The 17,150-nt window shown below is 48.1% G+C and carries 12 protein-coding genes; 3 read left to right on the forward strand and 9 right to left on the reverse strand.

Annotated elements, in window-relative coordinates; genetic code table 11:
• Positions 1 to 137 precede the first annotated feature (137 nt).
• Positions 138 to 1,580, forward strand: coding sequence for a glycoside hydrolase family 140 protein (locus QZT80_RS06095; RefSeq protein WP_295119142.1), 1,443 nt, complete (start codon positions 138 to 140; stop codon positions 1,578 to 1,580).
• A gap of 151 nt (positions 1,581 to 1,731) precedes the next feature.
• Here the strand turns inward: QZT80_RS06095 and QZT80_RS06100 are convergent, their stop codons facing one another.
• The 4 genes from QZT80_RS06100 to QZT80_RS06115 all read right to left on the reverse strand — a co-directional run bounded on the left by QZT80_RS06100 (position 1,732) and on the right by QZT80_RS06115 (position 6,116).
• Positions 1,732 to 2,415: a 2-C-methyl-D-erythritol 4-phosphate cytidylyltransferase gene (locus QZT80_RS06100; protein WP_295119145.1), complete on the reverse strand. Its 684-nt coding sequence runs from the start codon at positions 2,413 to 2,415 to the stop codon at positions 1,732 to 1,734.
• Between the two features lie 65 nt (positions 2,416 to 2,480).
• A complete protein-coding gene (gene queA, locus QZT80_RS06105; protein WP_295119148.1) occupies positions 2,481 to 3,530 on the reverse strand; it encodes a tRNA preQ1(34) S-adenosylmethionine ribosyltransferase-isomerase QueA in 1,050 nt (349 codons plus the stop codon).
• Positions 3,531 to 3,594: 64 nt separating this feature from the next.
• Positions 3,595 to 5,346: an ABC transporter ATP-binding protein gene (locus QZT80_RS06110; RefSeq protein WP_295119150.1), complete on the reverse strand. Its 1,752-nt coding sequence runs from the start codon at positions 5,344 to 5,346 to the stop codon at positions 3,595 to 3,597.
• A complete protein-coding gene (locus tag QZT80_RS06115) occupies positions 5,346 to 6,116 on the reverse strand; it encodes an AMP nucleosidase (protein WP_295119153.1) in 771 nt (256 codons plus the stop codon). The genes QZT80_RS06110 and QZT80_RS06115 overlap by 1 nt, the downstream gene beginning before the upstream one ends.
• 64 nt (positions 6,117 to 6,180) lie before the next feature.
• Between QZT80_RS06115 and QZT80_RS06120 the strand changes: the two genes are divergently transcribed.
• Entirely contained in the window at positions 6,181 to 6,624 is a 444-nt protein-coding gene (locus QZT80_RS06120; RefSeq protein WP_295119156.1) for a type I restriction enzyme HsdR N-terminal domain-containing protein, read from the forward strand.
• A 403-nt stretch (positions 6,625 to 7,027) separates the two neighbouring features.
• Here the strand turns inward: QZT80_RS06120 and QZT80_RS06125 are convergent, their stop codons facing one another.
• From QZT80_RS06125 to QZT80_RS06145, 5 genes are all read right to left on the reverse strand, one after another.
• Positions 7,028 to 11,929: a PKD domain-containing protein gene (locus QZT80_RS06125; protein ID WP_295119159.1), complete on the reverse strand. Its 4,902-nt coding sequence runs from the start codon at positions 11,927 to 11,929 to the stop codon at positions 7,028 to 7,030.
• Between the two features lie 230 nt (positions 11,930 to 12,159).
• Entirely contained in the window at positions 12,160 to 13,599 is a 1,440-nt protein-coding gene (locus QZT80_RS06130) for a Glu/Leu/Phe/Val dehydrogenase (RefSeq protein WP_295119162.1), read from the reverse strand.
• A 36-nt stretch (positions 13,600 to 13,635) separates the two neighbouring features.
• Positions 13,636 to 13,866 carry a CcmD family protein gene (locus QZT80_RS06135; RefSeq protein ID WP_295119165.1) on the reverse strand — a complete coding sequence of 77 codons (231 nt, stop codon included), beginning with the start codon at positions 13,864 to 13,866 and terminating at the stop codon, positions 13,636 to 13,638.
• Positions 13,859 to 14,494, reverse strand: coding sequence for a cytochrome c biogenesis protein CcsA (ccsA, locus tag QZT80_RS06140; RefSeq protein ID WP_295119168.1), 636 nt, complete (start codon positions 14,492 to 14,494; stop codon positions 13,859 to 13,861). Before ccsA ends, QZT80_RS06135 begins: the two co-directional genes overlap by 8 nt.
• Positions 14,495 to 14,881: 387 nt before the next feature.
• Positions 14,882 to 15,544 (reverse strand): heme exporter protein CcmB, encoded by a 663-nt coding sequence (locus QZT80_RS06145; RefSeq protein WP_295119170.1) that lies wholly within the window; start codon positions 15,542 to 15,544, stop codon positions 14,882 to 14,884.
• A gap of 88 nt (positions 15,545 to 15,632) precedes the next feature.
• Here QZT80_RS06145 and accC point away from each other — a divergent pair, with 88 nt between their 5' ends.
• Positions 15,633 to 17,108, forward strand: coding sequence for an acetyl-CoA carboxylase biotin carboxylase subunit (accC, locus tag QZT80_RS06150; RefSeq protein ID WP_295119172.1), 1,476 nt, complete (start codon positions 15,633 to 15,635; stop codon positions 17,106 to 17,108).
• The last annotated feature ends 42 nt before the right edge of the window (positions 17,109 to 17,150 follow it).

Below are 17,150 nucleotides of genomic sequence, written 5' to 3' on the forward strand. Positions count from 1 at the left end.
TCCCATACATCCTGAAATCCCCTAGCCATATCCCCAACCGGATTTACGGTTTTGGGCCTGAGTTGCGGAGAATTTACATTTTCAATATGTTTCCTCATTTCTCCCTATCTTATCGTCGCACATCAACTACCACGTACATGCAAAGCGCTATAACGATCCTTCGAGGGCGACTTCTCACATCCCTTATCCTCATTTTCCTCACCTTACCTGCTACGGCACAAATAAATGTGCATGAGGGCAAGCGATACCTGCAAACAGAGAAAGGCCAGCCTTTCTTCTGGCTGGCGGACACTGACTGGGAATTGTTCCACCGCCTCGACCGCGAGGAAATAGCAACAGTGATCACCACCCGTAGTCAGCAAGGATTCAACATCCTGCAGTGCGTAGTCCTGGCCGAAGAGGATGGCCTGCGACAACCCAACCGCCATGGCGACAAACCTTTTAAATCAGACAACCCGCTGGAGTGGGACACCACGCATGGCAATAACCCTACCGACCAGGCGCAATACGATTACTGGGACCATATCGACTATACGATACAACTTGCGGCGAAAAAAGGCCTTTACATCGCACTGCTACCCACATGGGGCGACAAAGTAGCACACCTGTGGGGTGTGGGGCCGATTATATTCACGGCCGAAAATGCAGGTCCTTATGGCCAGATGCTGGCAAAGCGATTCGGAAAGTATCGTAACATTATTTGGGTGCTGGGTGGCGACCGGCCCGCTATTTATACTGGCAAGGACAACAAAAAATATGACGACCGCCCAATTTGGAGGGCGATGGCCGCCGGTATACGCGAGGCAGAAAATGGCAACCGCCACTTTATGACCTACCACATTTCGGGGGATATAACGCAAACCACCTCACAACAACTGGCCAACGAAGACTGGATAGAAATGAACACGATGCAGTCGGGCCACGGCTCACGCGAAACAAAGATCTGGGAGTTCATAGCCCGCGACCTTGCCACAAAACCCACCAAACCAACTGCCGATCTGGAACCATGTTATGAAGATCACCCGGTAAATCCCTGGGACGGAAAATGGACACGGGCCAGGGGCTATTTTTCCGATTACGATGTTCGGGTGAGGATGTACCGGAGTGTATTTGCCGGCGCTTGCGGAGTTACTTACGGTCATCACCAGATTTGGCAATTCTTAGATACTTCGCGGTACAAACCGGTTAATATAGGCGACACGATCATTGGCTGGAGAAAAGCACTCCGTTCGCCAGGTGCATTCCAGGTGCGTTTCCTGAAAGAGCTGATGATGAGCCGACCTTACTTCTCCCGCATACCGGACCCGTTACTTGTAGTGAACAATGGCAATGACTGGACCAATTACATTACTGCCACCCGCGACTACGAGGGCAGCTATGCATTTATACACCTTCCTGAAGCTACTCCCGTAACTTTAAATATGGCTTTACTAAAAGGGAACCGTAAAAAGGCCTGGTGGTTCAACCCTGCGAATGGCAGAAAAACGAAGGCTTTGGTAAGTAACCACACTGAGAACAGCACCTTTACACCTCCTGCAGGCGGGCGCGACTGGGTGCTGATAGTTGATGCAGAACTATAGAATGTGAAGTTTTGATGGCTTTCCGTGCGTTATTGTTGCGTTCGGAGTAATCAGAATATAGGTTTTTGCTTTAATCTGGCTCCTTCCTCTATTGCCCAATGTTGCTACTGCAGCTGAAGGGAGTGACACAACGGCGGCCAAATAGTAGTACCTACGCCTGCTCCCCCATCAATGCTTCTGCCACTACAAGATCTTCGGGGCGGGTGATTTTGAGGTTACGCTCCTCGCCTTCTACGAGGTGTACTTTATGGCCAAGCCGCTCCACAACAGTCGCCTCGTCCGTAAACAGCGGATCGTAGGGCAAGTCGAAGGCGGGCAGCAGGATGTTGGAAAGGAAGGTTTGCGGGGTTTGAATGATGCGGAAACGGGAACGGTCGGCGGCGGTGTTACCATCGGCATGCACTTCACGGATACTATCTTTGAGATCGATGGCGGGAACGGCACTGCCGAACTGCAAGGCTCCATCGTGGCAACGGCGGATCAAATCGCCGGAAACCAGGGGCCGAACACCGTCATGTACAAATACGACTGAAGGTGCTGTTACTTCAGCCAGGCCGTTCTTTACGGACTGGAAGCGGGTATCGCCACCATTAACCACTTTCATCAGGGGAAAATGATCGAAAAGACGGATTACCTTTTCGGCGTAAGCGCGGTGTGCTTCGGGGAGTACCAATACAATTTTCATATCACCGTATGCCTGCGAAAAAGCGGTAAGCGTGTGCTGCAATACAGGTTTGCCATGCAACTCGAGGAACTGCTTGGGGATGGAAGTGCCCATCCGCTGGCCTGAACCGCCTGCTACAACGATGGCTATTTTCTGGTAAACGAGTGTCATGGAGCTAATTTAGGAATAAAAAAAGTCCCGCACGGGCGGGACTTAGCATATTGACGGTCTGAATATCAAATTATCAGCATGGCATCGCCGTAGCTGAAGAAACGGTATTTCTCTTTAATTGCCTGCTGGTAAGCTTCCATTACCAGGTCGTACCCTGCAAAAGCACAAACCATGATCAACAGGCTGGTTTTTGGCAGGTGGAAGTTAGTAACCAGTGCGTTAGGGATAGAAAAGTCGTAAGGAGGATGGATAAATGTGTTAGTCCAACCTTCTGCCGCTTTCAGATGATCCTGGGCGGTGGTAGAAGATTCCACGGCACGAACAGTAGTAGTACCGATCGCGCACACTTTACGGTTCTCTTCTTTTGCTTTATTTACAATCTTCACCGCATACTCATCGATGTGGAAATATTCCGCATCCATTTTGTGCTTGCTCAGGTCTTCTACCTCAATAGGGCGGAAAGTACCAAGACCAGTGTGAAGGGTTACTTCGGCGAACTTAACACCTTTGATCTCGAGGCGTTTGATCAGCTCACGGCTGAAATGCAAACCCGCAGTAGGAGCAGCAACAGCACCTTCGTATTTAGCGTAAACTGTCTGGTAACGTTCTTTATCTTCTTCTTCAGGCTTGCGTTTAATGTATTTAGGAAGGGGCGTTTCACCAAGACTGTCGAGTACTTGTTTGAACTCTTCATCGTTACCTTCGAACAGGAAACGGATGGTACGGCCACGGGAAGTAGTGTTATCTATCACTTCTGCCACCAGCGATTCGTCATCTCCAAAATACAATTTGTTACCTACCCTGATCTTTCTTGCGGGATCAACGATCACGTCCCAAAGGCGGTTGAGCTTGTTGAGTTCACGTAACAGGAACACCTCGATCTTAGCACCAGTTTTTTCCTTGCGGCCATACAGTCTTGCGGGAAAAACCTTAGTGTTATTAACGACCATTACGTCTTTGTCGTTAAAGTAACCGATAATGTCTTTGAAAAGTTTATGCTCAATTTTGCCTGTTGCGCGGTTAACGATCATCAAACGTGATTCGTCTCTGGTCTTAGAAGGATGCTGTGCAATCAGATTTAAAGGAAGGTCGAACTTGAACTGTGATAGTTTCATATTACGGTATGAATATAATTTAGGTGGGCGAAGGTACGCATAATATTAACAACGGCAAAAAATATCAGGAGGCCGCCATACCTGGTATGGAAGCGATGAGCTTCTGGGTATAAGGCGAGGCCGGGTGGCGGTACACCTGTTCTGACGGACCGATTTCCTCAATTTTCCCTTTGTTCATTACCATCATCCTGTCGCTCATGAAGTTAACAACAGACAGGTTATGGGAGATAAAGATGTAGGTAAAGTTAAATTCCTCGCGTAATTCCATCAGCAAATTGAGTACTTGAGCCTGTATACTTACGTCCAGGGCAGATACAGATTCGTCGCAGATGATGAACTCGGGATGCAGGGCCAGGGTGCGGGCAATAACGATGCGCTGACGCTGACCACCGGAAAACTCGTGTGGATAACGATCGAAATGTTCCGGGCGCAACTGGACCTTATCCAGCAACAGGCGCGCCTGCTCGCGGCGGGCCTTATCGTTGCCGTGCAAACCATGCACCTTCATTGGCTCCATAATAGCCTGCCCCACAGTTAAACGTGGATTGAGAGAGGAATAAGGGTCCTGGAAGATGATCTGGATATTACGCCGTGCATCGCGCAGTTCAGCGGGTGAAAAGCGGCAGAGGTCTTTGCCTTTGTAAAGGATGCTACCATCTGTAGGCTCTATCAGGCGAAGCAGCGTGCGACTAAGGGTCGTTTTACCACAACCCGACTCTCCTACCAGTCCGAGGGTTTCGCCTTCCATTACGTCAAAGCTCACATCGTCCACGGCTTTTGCCCAGGACTCCACTTTTCCGAATATATTTTTCTTAACGGGAAACCATGTTTTAAGCCCCTTCACCTCCAGCAATGGAGAACTTTTTTGCAGTTGTAGCTCTCTCTGCTGCTGCGTTAGCGGGTCTAGTACGAGGGAGTTGACGAATGCTGATACGTTGGTAGCCCTTTCCGTAATAGCGCCATCAGGAGTGATCTCCATAAAGTCGCGTATCATGGGCAGCCGGCGGAGGCGTTGCACCAATGGCGGCCGGCATGCCAGCAGGCCTTTAGTATAGGGGTGTTGGGGGTGATGGAATACGTCGTTCACCGGGCCCTGTTCTACGATATTTCCTTTATACATGACCGTTACCCTGTCTGCCAGGTCTGCAATTACGCCGAGGTCGTGGGTAATGAACACAATGCTCATATCCATTTCGGCCTGTAACTCCTTTAACAGTTCGAGGATGGTCTTTTGTACGGTGACATCCAGTGCGGTAGTAGGTTCGTCGGCAATGAGCAGTTTAGGTTTACAACTGATGGCCATAGCAATCATAACCCGTTGCTTTTGGCCGCCAGATAACTCGTGTGGATAACGCCCCCAAATCTGTTCTGGCGATGGCAGTTTTACTTTTTGGAATAGTGCGATGGTTTGGGCCTTTGCTTCTTTTGCCGACACTTTTTTGTGCAGCCTGATAGCTTCGGCCACCTGTGAACCGCAGGTGAACAGTGGGTTCAGAGAGGTCATGGGTTCCTGAAAGATCATACCGATCTCATGACCCCTAAAACTCCTCATCTCTTTTTCCGGCAACGCCAGCAGATCGATTGGCTGCTGCTTTCCGTACCAGGTAATGCTGCCACCGGCAATGCGGCCGGGCGACTGTATAAGGCGCATCAACGTAAGTGCTGTTACCGACTTGCCGGAGCCACTTTCGCCTACAATACCCAGTATTTCCCCCTTATTTACAGTAAGGGAAATGCTGTTTACAGCGGTAACTGTACCGGATTCTCCGGTAAAATCGACCCGCAGGTTATTGATGACGGTTAACGGTGTTGGCATTAAAACCGGAGGTGCTTTACGGTGAGGTGACTGTTAATAAGGTTATTGAGCGAGTCGATACCCACTTTCAGGTGGCGTTCTACGTAGTCCTTCGTCACCTTTTTATCGCTTTCCTCTGTCTTCACACCTTCCGGCACCATGGGTTGGTCGGATACCAGGAGTAAAGCGCCGGTAGGGATCTTGTTATAAAATCCAACGGAAAAGATCGTTGCCGTTTCCATATCGATGGCCATAGCGCGGATGCGTTCGAGGTATTTTTTGAACTCCAGATCGTGTTCCCATACGCGACGGTTGGTACTGTAACAGGTGCCCGTCCAGTAATCGCAGCCATACTCCCGGATGGTGGTAGAAATCGCTTTCTGTAATGCGAAGGCGGGCAGGGCCGGCACTTCGGGAGGAAAATAATCGTTAGAAGTACCCTCGCCGCGGATAGCCGCTATAGGCAGTATCAGGTCGCCAATATTGCTCTTCTTTTTTAGTCCGCCGCATTTACCGAGGAACAACACAGCTTTGGGTGAAATGGCACTCAGTAAGTCCATAACAGTAGCTGCTCCGGGGCTGCCCATACCAAAGTTGATGAGTGTAATATCGTTTGCTGTAACGGATTGCATGGGCCTGTCGGTACCGATAATTTCGGCATTGTTCCATTCAGCGAACAATTTGACGTAGTTGGAAAAATTGGTGAGCAGGATATGCGAGCCGAAGTCTTCCAGTTTTTGGCCTGTGTAGCGGGGAAGCCAGTTAGATACAATTTCTTCTTTTGTCTTCATAGCTTTTGACAAGTAAATATAATGTTTTTGGGCGAATAAGGACAGCGTTGCCTAGTTTTGCACTATGATCGCCATCGAATTTCCCCCACCGGACTTTAAGGTTATTAACGAGGGTAGTGTGCAAATGATATTTGACGCATACCGTAAGAAGTATGTGGTGCTTACCCCTGAGGAGTGGGTGAGGCAGAACTTTTTAAACTACCTGGTAAAGTCGCACCAGTATCCATCGTCGCTGATGGGGGTGGAAAAGGAAATACACCTCGGAGAATTGAAGAAGCGTTGCGATATCGTGATCTACAACCGCGAGAGTAAGCCCTGGATGATCGTGGAGTGCAAAGAGATGGACGTGGCGTTGAACATGAATGTGCTGGAGCAGATTGTGCGGTACAATATGGCTTTGCCTGTTCCATTCCTTGTCATAACTAACGGCATCAATACTTTTTGTTGCAGGTTGAAAGGGAGAGATAATGCACCGGAGTTTATGACGGCGTTGCCGGCGTTTGGGTAGCGGTGTATACACCGAATATATAACCAGCGGGCAGGCGGTGTATACTGATCGTATCCACTTAAAATAGTTAGGGAAGATGTGGGTGCAGGAGATCGACTCTTACGGGCATGAATAGGATTATCTAAAATAGTTTTTCAGGGAGATAGGGGTTGTCAGGAATCGACTCCACGCGTGTGACCAGGATTACGCATCAACCTTAATAATCTACAATAGTTTTTCAGGGGAGATGCGGCTTGTCGGAGAGCAACTCTTACGCGTATTGACCAGGATCACACTTCAAATTAATCTCAACCCTTACGCATAAGCAGAACCAGAGCGGTGTATCACCACACCAGCAAACATCCGCAACATAAAAAAAGCGCAGGCCACCGCCCGCGCTTCTTAATTTATCAACCTGAATAATTTACCTCACCAACATAATCACTCCTTTATACTCGAACAACGTTTTCTCCTCACACTCCGCCTCTATGAAATACAGGTAAGCGCCCGACTCCGCCTTTCTGCCATGCCACGTACCATCCCAACCCACGCTGCGGTCGTTCACCTGGAAACGCTGACGCTCGTACATCAGGTTGCCCCAACGATTGTAAATACGCATCGAACGGATTTCGCGGATGCCACTGCCTTTTGGAAAGAAAAGATCATTAACACCATCGGCATTCGGCGTGAAAGCGGAAGGAATGAACACCGCACCCTGGTTACAGACCAGTTGTACCAGCACATCATCTGTGGCTTTGCAGCCGTAGGCATTTTCCACTGTGATGGTGTAAACGGTAGATTTATTCAGCAATACCTGCGGGTTCAGACAAGTGCTGCAATCGAGGTACTGGCTCGGCGTCCAGTTAAGTTTGGCGATATCGTTACTGGTTTGCGGTGTTAATGTTACCGCTGCCCCGCCAGGCGTAATAATATCCGGACCAGCATTTACCGTTGGCCTGCGCTGCACCGTTACACTTAGTTCTTCTTCATCGCTAAAGCAGCCATCATTATCCGAACCGGTAACCTTGTAGGTATATATACCAGCATCTACCGGCCTGGCAATAGGATCAGGGGATGTTGGATCATTTAAATCATCGCCCGTCCATATGTAATGATCGGCACCGGTGGCATGCAGCAACAACGGATCACCAATACAAAAATCTGTTACCGGTTTAATTGATACCGTGAGTGGGCGCACCACACGCACCGTCACCTCGTCCGTATCCTCACAACCATAACCATTGGTTACAGTTACCCTGTAAGTAGTCGTGTTTTCGGGATTAGCTACAGGCGTTGCGATGGCAGCATTATTTAACGAAGCCGCATTGTCCCACAGGTAACCCGTTCCACCCACTGCTGTTAACGAAACACTTTCCCCCAAACAGATATAACTGGCCGATGCGCTCACCTTAACAACGGGTAACGGTAAAATATTGATGGCATGATCGGCAGTGTCCATACAGCCATTATCGCTGGTTACAATCAAACGCACATCGTGGTTCCCCGCCACTGTAAACCGCTGTGCCTGCGGTGTTGCCACCGAACCGGAACCCTCAGTACCAAAAGTCCAGTTCCACTTAGTAGTGCTTTGGTCGGCTTTCGTTAGTACTGAAACGAAAAGCACATCTTCTTCTGCACAGGCCTCCAGAGGACCAGTAAAGCTGACTACAGGTTTTTGCAATACTTTCAGCGGTTGGGTAACGGTTTGCTCACAACCAAACGCGGTAAGCACATGTAATTTCACTTCGGGGCTACCAGGTTTGTTGCCGTACAAAACTGGCGTAGGTGTACCTTCTCCAGTCATTGTAAGTCCATCCCCCAGCGTCCAGGTGTATACACCGGGCATGTTTTGCTGATCAATAGAAAAACTATTATAATCTACTTCAAGGTAAAACCATCCGCTATCGCATACCGAAATAGGTCCGGTACTAAGTTTCAGATCGAGGTTATCAATAATGATCGGATCGTCGAGGTAAGCCACGCCCTTACAACCGGAACCATCGCCGAGAATCAGGCGGGGATTGTATATACCTGCATTTCTAAAGGTATGGGCGATCGACTTGTCTGTCGTTTCTTTCACCTGGCCATCCGTAAAATCCCAGGAATAACCGGTTACATTACTGGCCTGCACATTAAACGTAATTTCTTTCGTTAAACACCCGCCGGGTGCCGAAGCGGTAATACTTCCTTTAGGCCCCTTAATTTCAATCGTTATTTCCTTTTCATCTGTATTACCCGCCTGTCCTGTTACCGACATCTTAATTTTATACACGCCAGAATATATGTAAGTATGTTCAGGCGAAAACTCCCGTGATGTACCACCATCTCCAAAATCCCAGAATACTTCCTTCGCATTTAAGGACTTATCCCCGAAGAAATACTTTACGGGCGGGCAGCCTGAAGTTGGATTTACATACGCTGATGTATAGATAAAATCGGCACTTACATCAGATACTTTAATCTGCTTCTGCAATGTATCAGTACAGCCATTACCATCTTTTACGGTGAGCGTAACGTTGTATATACCTTTAACCGTGTAAGTGTGTGGAGCAGGATCTTTTACAATAGATGTACTCCCATCGCCAAAATCCCATTTATAAGTTACCGGGGCTGTGCTTAATGAAACATCGGTGGTATTACCAATATTGGCCTTCATACCGGGACCAACTATCACCGGTGCTGTAAAATCTGCATTCGGACCTTTGATGACGACCTGCCCGAATTTGGTAGCACTATGGTAACAACCCGTTTCATCGGTGACCCGCATCGTAACGGTGTAATAAGCGGCACTGTCATAAATATGCGAAAACGGGCCGGCGTTTGCGTACGTCTGCTCTTTGGAGCCATCGCCATAGTTAAATGTCCACGTTTTAAGCGGCGCACTATACTTTGTATCGGTGGCATCTGTAAAAATCATCGGTGTGCCATGACATATGTTGGCGTTACTAAAAGAGAAATCAGCAACAGGGCCGGTTACGGCTACTTTAATTTCATGGGAGCTGTCTATACACCCTACTTCATTGTAGGCGTATGTTTTCAGTATCGCTGTACCAGGGTCCAGGTTGGAATACACTTTGGTGGCGTTACGATAATTGTTATCGTACGAGCCATTTCCGTTATACAGCCAACTGTACAAGTCACGCACTACACTTGGGTCGTTTGCCGCTACGAGGGTCACTACATCATTGCGACAGATGGTAGATTTATCGGCGGTGACTACGATCGGGCTGGCAGCAATAATCTTTACTACTTTGGTTAGGGAGCTGGTACAGGTGCCATCGGAAACAGTCATCGTAATATTGTAGTTCCCATTTTGCGCGTACACATGCGAAACAACGGGTACGGCCGGCGGCGTGTTGTAGTCGATTGTTTGTCCATCTCCAAAATCCCATTTATAACTGGTGGCACCAAGTGTTGCATCGGTAATCTTCACCTCCATCCTCTTGTCGCAGTCCACCGAGCCGATGTTGAACTTCGGATACGGCGCCAATACCGTTACCGTTTGCTGGGCAATTTCGTAACAGGTTTCATTAAACAGCATGAGCGTTACCACAAAATCACCCGGACCGTCCGCAAAGCTATGTCCCTGATCTGCCAGTCCTGCTCCGGTACTCGTACCATCCCCCCAGTCCCATGAGCGGTGGGTGAAAGGAGGCAACGAAATATCTTTAAACAGTGCCGGATTGTTACCACATACCTTTAAAGGCGCTGTAAACACAGGTTTGGGCGTTTTATAAATATCGATCGTTCTAAAATAACTGATGGTTCCGGTACATCCGTCCTGCGTAGTGTATTTCAGGGTGATGGGGTACTTGCCTTCTAACGGATAAGTATGTACGGGCGATGGATCGTTGGATAAAGGCGAACCATCGCCAAAATCCCACTCAAAACTGGTGATAATATCGCCTGTGGTAGATGTATAGCCGAACGACACATTGGCCCCTTCGCAATATTTATTGAAAGGTTCCGAGGCTACTATCTCTATTCTGGGTTCTGAGATATTAATTGTTTTATTATTCTGCGATGCAGAGCAACCGTCCGCATTGGTCACCTTAAGCGTTGGATAATACACGCCTGCTGCGTTAAAGGTAAATGTTGGCTCCTTATCCACAGAAGTTTCACCCGCCCCCGAACTCCATTGCCATTTAGTGGCACCGGGGGTATTATCAGTAAACTTTATAGTAATAGGCAGCGTACAATAAGGTTTGTTTTCTATCACATAATCGGCCACTGGTACCGGGTTTACCTGTATCTCCTTTTGCACTTTCGCCTCACAGGCACCAAATAATGCACTTAGGGTGATGGTGTGCTTACCGGGGCTATACATCAACGTAGTAAGATCATTACTGGTACTCACTATATATTCGTCCACCATCCAGTTAACAGATGTAGCGACAGGACTCAATACGGCCGTCGTAGTTAGCAGATCGTTCTGGCAAATAGTAGGCGGAATAGAGAAATCAGCACTAAAATTAGCTACATTAATTTGTACCGGAAATGTTTTACTGGCCTTACAACCAATACTGTTGGTGACATCCAGCTTCATCGTATAACTTCCTTTAGTGGCGTAGGAGTGATTGAGCGGCTGCTCCAGGGTACTGGTTGTACCATCTCCAAAATCCCAAACGTAGCTGAGGTCGGGGCCGGTAAGCAGGTTGGTAACAGGTACAGTTCCCGGTGCAGCGCATAAATAAGTGCTGGCCACGGTAAAATCTGCTTTTAGTTCCGGCGATACGGTAATAGCCTTACTGATTGTTTTAACATTAGAGCAACCTCGATTAGTGGTTACCGTGAGGCTCACGTTATACGACTGCGCATAATTATAAGTATGTGAAGGGTTAGCGCCGGAGCCGGCCGCCCCATCGCCGAAATCCCAGGCATAACTAACAATAGCCCCATCGCCCGGGGCGGACTTATCGGCAAAGTTAACGCCTAAGGGCACGCAGCCTTGCGATACATCGAAGCTAAAGTCCGCTACCGGGTTCTTATACACGGTAATTGTTTTAACTGCTTCGCTGGTGGTGCCGGAGGCTCCTTTTGCCACCAGCTTAACGGTGTATACACCTGGATTGGGAAAACTTGCGCCGGCAGTGCCCATAAGGTCGGACGTAACGCCGTTCCCGAAATCCCAGCTTACGCTGGTAGCGCCCACTGATGTATTTTTAAAACTTACCACAAGCGGCGCACAACCACTGGCCACAGAGCCAGGAGAGAGGTCGAATGCCGCAGTTACCTGGGCATACGCGCCGCTGGTGAATAACAAAGCGAATAAAGCCAACCAAACCACTCTGCCAATCAGGTTCAAATAGGGTACAGTGTATTTCACGGTCAATAGGATATCCGGTAAAAATACTATTTAACTATCATATGATATTTTTATTAACATTAATAATGGGATTAATATTGTGTTACGTGTTGATAGGGATTGAGTACCAGGAGGATAATATTGCCTTGATATGCAAAGGAGGCTTCAGACTGGCCTAAGTGCTCCTCTCTTAAAAGCAAAACAGTCCCACCAACTGGCAGGACTGCTTTAAATCGATATACAGTAAAATATTATGGGAAGATACCGAGTTGCTCGTACGCCACACCAACTTTGTTGATCGCGCATACATAAGCTGCGGTACGCATGTCTTTGATATCTTTATTAGCGACCATCACGTCGCGCACTTCGTGCAGCGCGGCGATCATGGTTTCTTCGAGGCCGGAGTATACCAAATCCACCTCATCGGCACCATGGGCAATGAACTTACGTTCTTTATCCGACACCTTCCGGCCTGTCATTTCTTCAATAACGCTCAGGATGTGGAAGTTCATATTCTCATCGAAGCGTTTGCCCAGCCTTCCGTAACGTACGTGGCTCAGGTTTTTCAGCCATTCGAAGTACGAAACAGTAACACCGCCTGCGTTCAGGAACATGTCCGGAACAACGATCACACCTTTCGCATTCAGAATTTCGTCGGCTTCGGGAGTGAGAGGGCCGTTAGCCGCTTCACCAATGATCTTCGCTTTTATGTTTGCTGCGTTACCACCATGGATAACGTTTTCGAGTGCAGCCGGGATCAGGATATCGCAATCCTGCTCAAGACCGTCCGTGTTTTTAGCCAGGTTCTGAGCGCCCGGGAAGTTGATGATAGAGCCGGTATCGTTGCGGTGCTTCAATACTTCGTCAGGATTGAGGCCAGCCGGGTTGTAGATAGCGCCATCCCATTCGATGAGACATACTACGATGGCACCTGCTTCGTGGAAGTATTTGGCAGCGTGGTAACCCACGTTACCCATACCCTGAACGATTACACGTTTACCTTCGATACCTGCTTCCAGACCCAGTTTCTCCATATCTTCCTTTACGTTGCACAGTTCGCGCAAACCGTAGAATACACCGAGACCGGTAGCTTCTTTACGGCCACGAACACCGCCCAGAGCCACTGGTTTACCAGTAACACAACCTGCGCCGTCTATTTCACCGGGGCGAAGGCTGGTGTAAGTATCCAGTATCCAGCTCATTTCCCTTTCGCCGGTTCCGTAATCCGGAGCGGGTACGTCTACACCGGGGCCAATGAAGTTTTTCTTCACCAGTTCCGCTGTATAACGACGGGTAATGCTTTCTAACTGGAAAGGAGTGTAGTGGCGGGGATTAATTTTGATACCACCTTTAGCGCCACCGAACGGCACGTTAACGATAGCACATTTGTAGGTCATGAGGGCAGCAAGGGCCATCACCTCATCCTGGTTTACTTCGTCGCTGAAGCGGATACCACCTTTACACGGCAGTTTGTGGTGCGAGTGTTGCACACGGTACGCTTCAATAACTTCAATCCTGTTACCTTCCATTCTAACGGGGAATTTCATGCGGTATACCGCATTGCACGCCTTGATCTGCTCAAGAATACCTTTCTCCCATTTGGTGAATTTGGCAGCCTTGTCAAAACTTTGTTCCACACTCTGGAAAAAGTTATAATGAGCTTCTTGCACTGGCGCTGTAGCTGTTGCCATAAAAAATTGTTTTGGATATTGTTTTGGATATGTGGATTACTTCTCGTGTTCCAGTTTGTTGATCTTACGCTCCAACCTTACCAGGTATAACACAATTCCGGCGAAAATGATCACCAGCACGCCAATTACAACATTGATCTTGCCATTGGAACGCATCATTTCATTCACAGCCCCGGTTTCGGTGTTCTGTTGTTGTGCAAATGCTACGGCACTAAACAACATGGAGAAAATATTAAGCAGAATAAAGGAGAATGATTTCTTACGCATGTATAATCTTTTTAAGCGCTATTTTTTTATACCTAACCCTGAGTGAATACAGCCATACGCTAAAGAGCGCCCAACCGATCATCGCGGGATAAAATACCCGCATCATAGTTCCGTCCGTATCGTTCTTACTAAAACCAGGACTACTGGTGCTGCCGGGATGGAGCGAGTCGACCATTCTTGGAATGATATAGGTAAGCGGTATGAGTAAGGCAAAGGCAAATATGTTAAAGATGGCCGATACGCGGGCTCTCTTGTCAAGGTCGTTGAACGAGAGGCGCAGTACCAGGTAGGCCAGGTAGATAAGTATTGCCAGCGCAGTGCTTATCTGTTTCGGATCGTCGGTAAGCGTACCACCCCAGGTATAAGTAGCCCAAAGTGATCCGGTAGCGAAACCCAATAACCCAAAAAACACCCCAATGCTACCTGCGCTCGAAGCCCAGATATCTTTCTTAAGATCGTTGGATGCCAGGTACATCACCGAAGCCACCACCGAAATGGTAAACTGCGTATACATGGCTATCCACATCGGTACGTGGTAAAAAAGGTTACGGGACGTTTGCTCGTTATTCGCGATAATAGGAATCTTTACACTTAAACCTATAATGATTGTGTAAAGGATAATTATCACACTTAAAATTTTCCACCAATGTTTTGCCATTATTCCGATGCTAAATGTGGGGGCAAACCTACAGGTTTTAAAGGTAACGGCAAAGAACTTCGGGGATTTTAGTGTACATGCAAAACGGATGGAATTTGTTAATGAAACATCCATCTAAAGCATGAGTTTATTGAAAAAGATAAAATGAAAGAGGTTAATTAGTAATACTTTAACACTTTTTAGCGAGGCTTACAGGGTTTCCACATCTTCCTAAACCACCCTTGTTTAGCTAACTTGTATGAATTGGTATAAATGATAGATGAATATTGGCCCGATCCAGCGCAAAACGCTTCCGGTTCTTTCACTAGTTAAAAATTGGGGAAGGATGATGGGAGTCAACGGGTTAACGGACCACTACTAGTCTTTCCACAAATAAGGGAACAGGATTAAGGCAAGCGCTATCACCAGCACATCCAATCCACCCAATAACATAAACATACCGGGCAGGCCGGGCTGTAACACCGGCTCAAACGCGCTGCGCGAGATGCTGGAAAGCAACATCAGCACGGGCATGATCAGCGGGAAACCCATAATAGCCATCAATGCCGCGTTCTGACTCGCCTGTGCCGCAATGGCCGCCAGCATGGTAAACACCAGGGAAAGACTAACACCGCCCAGCATTACCACCCCGATAAAGTACAGCGGATTGGTAATTGGGTTACCCAGGAACATCATACAGCAGATCAGTGATATGACACTCATCAGCAGCATCAGTATTAAATTGTAGATCAGTTTAGCGAGAATAAAGTGCCGGGGATGCACTACGGAATAATAATATAACAAGCGACCACGATTTTCCTGCATAAAACTTTTAGCCACGGCATTCACACACACAAACAACTGGATAATCCAGAACAGGGCGTTCCAGATTTTATCCTCCGGTTTCATCATCATTAAATTGATAACGAATACCGTAGTGAAGATGTACAAAAGAATGCCGAAGAAGGCATGTTTCTGGCGCCATTCCAGCACCAGGTCCTTTTTTACAAGTGTTATGATTTGTGCGAGCGGTGTTTTCACGCCTGCAAAGGTAACTGCTAAAAGCCATTTTAGGAACGGGACTGCAGAAAGGTTTCAAATCCCTATCTTTATCCCTTTACAATAACTCATGAAAAAAATACTCGTAGCCAACAGGGGCGAAATTGCCTTACGTATCATGCGTTCGGCCAAAGAAATGGGAATAGCCACTGTAGCCGTTTATTCGGAAGCCGATCGCGAAATGCCCTTTGTACAGTATGCCGATGAGGCAGTATGTATTGGTCCCGCTCCATCTAATCAATCATACTTAGTGGCTGATAAGATTATTGCCGCCGCCAAACAAACTGGTGCTGATGGCATTCACCCCGGTTACGGATTTTTAAGTGAGAACGCCGCCTTTTCCAAACAGGTGGCCGAGGCTGGCCTTACTTTTATAGGCCCCTCTCCCTCTTCTATCAGTACAATGGGCAGCAAACTGGCTGCTAAACAGGCCGCCCAGCAATTCGGCGTGCCCATGGTGCCTGGTACCGAAACGCCTTTGCGTAGTGTAGAAGAAGCAAGAGAAGTAGTAAAACGTACGGGCTTCCCCATCCTTATTAAAGCCTCTGCCGGAGGCGGCGGTAAAGGTATGAGGGTGGTAAATAAAGAAGAAGAACTGGAAGAACAGATAGGCATGGCCAAAAGTGAAGCGCTGAATGCTTTTGGCGATGATGCCGTATTTATAGAAAAGTACGTGGCAGCCCCCCGTCACATAGAAATACAGCTGCTGGGCGACAAACACGGCAATTATGTGTACCTCTTCGAACGCGAATGCAGCATTCAGCGCCGCCACCAGAAACTGATCGAAGAAGCCCCGTCGAGCTGCCTTACCCCGGCCATTCGCGCTGCCATGGGTAAATGTGCGGTAGACGTGGCCCGTGCCTGCGACTACTATGGCGCTGGTACCGTCGAATTTTTGGTAGATGATCAACTCAACTTCTACTTCCTTGAAATGAACACCCGCCTGCAGGTGGAGCATCCGGTTACAGAAATGATTACCGGCCTCGATTTGGTGAAGGAACAAATAAATATTGCCCGGGGCGGGCAACTCAGCTTTAAACAGGAAGACCTGACCATCAACGGTCACGCTATAGAATTACGCGTTTGCGCAGAAGATCCCGCCAACAACTTTTTACCCGACACCGGCAGACTCGAAACGTATATTCGTCCGCAGGGCAACAATGTACGTGTGGATGATGGTTACGAGCAGGGTATGGACATTCCCATTTACTACGATCCCCTGATCGCCAAACTGATTGCCTGGGGCCAGAACCGTGAGGAAGCCAGGGAAAGGCTGATCCGCGCGATCAATGAATACCGGGTGAAAGGCATTCGTACCACACTCTCGTTTGGCAAATGGGCGTTGCAGCAACCCGCGTTTATCAACGGGCAGTTTGATACAAACTTTATCGCTACCTATTTTACGCCCGCATCACTGCAGTCGGAAGACGTTGAAGCGGCACGCGCTGCGGCCATACTGGCAGTACAGTTATGGCAACGCAACAGTGTGGCACAACAGCCTGTACCTCAGCCATCTAACTGGAAGCTGAGAAAAAATTTACGTTAAAAAAGGATTAAAAAGTTTGTTCCGGAAGGGAAAGCGTGCAAA

The organism is uncultured Chitinophaga sp., from assembly GCF_902168175.1.
Classification (GTDB): Bacteria; Bacteroidota; Bacteroidia; order Chitinophagales; family Chitinophagaceae; genus Chitinophaga.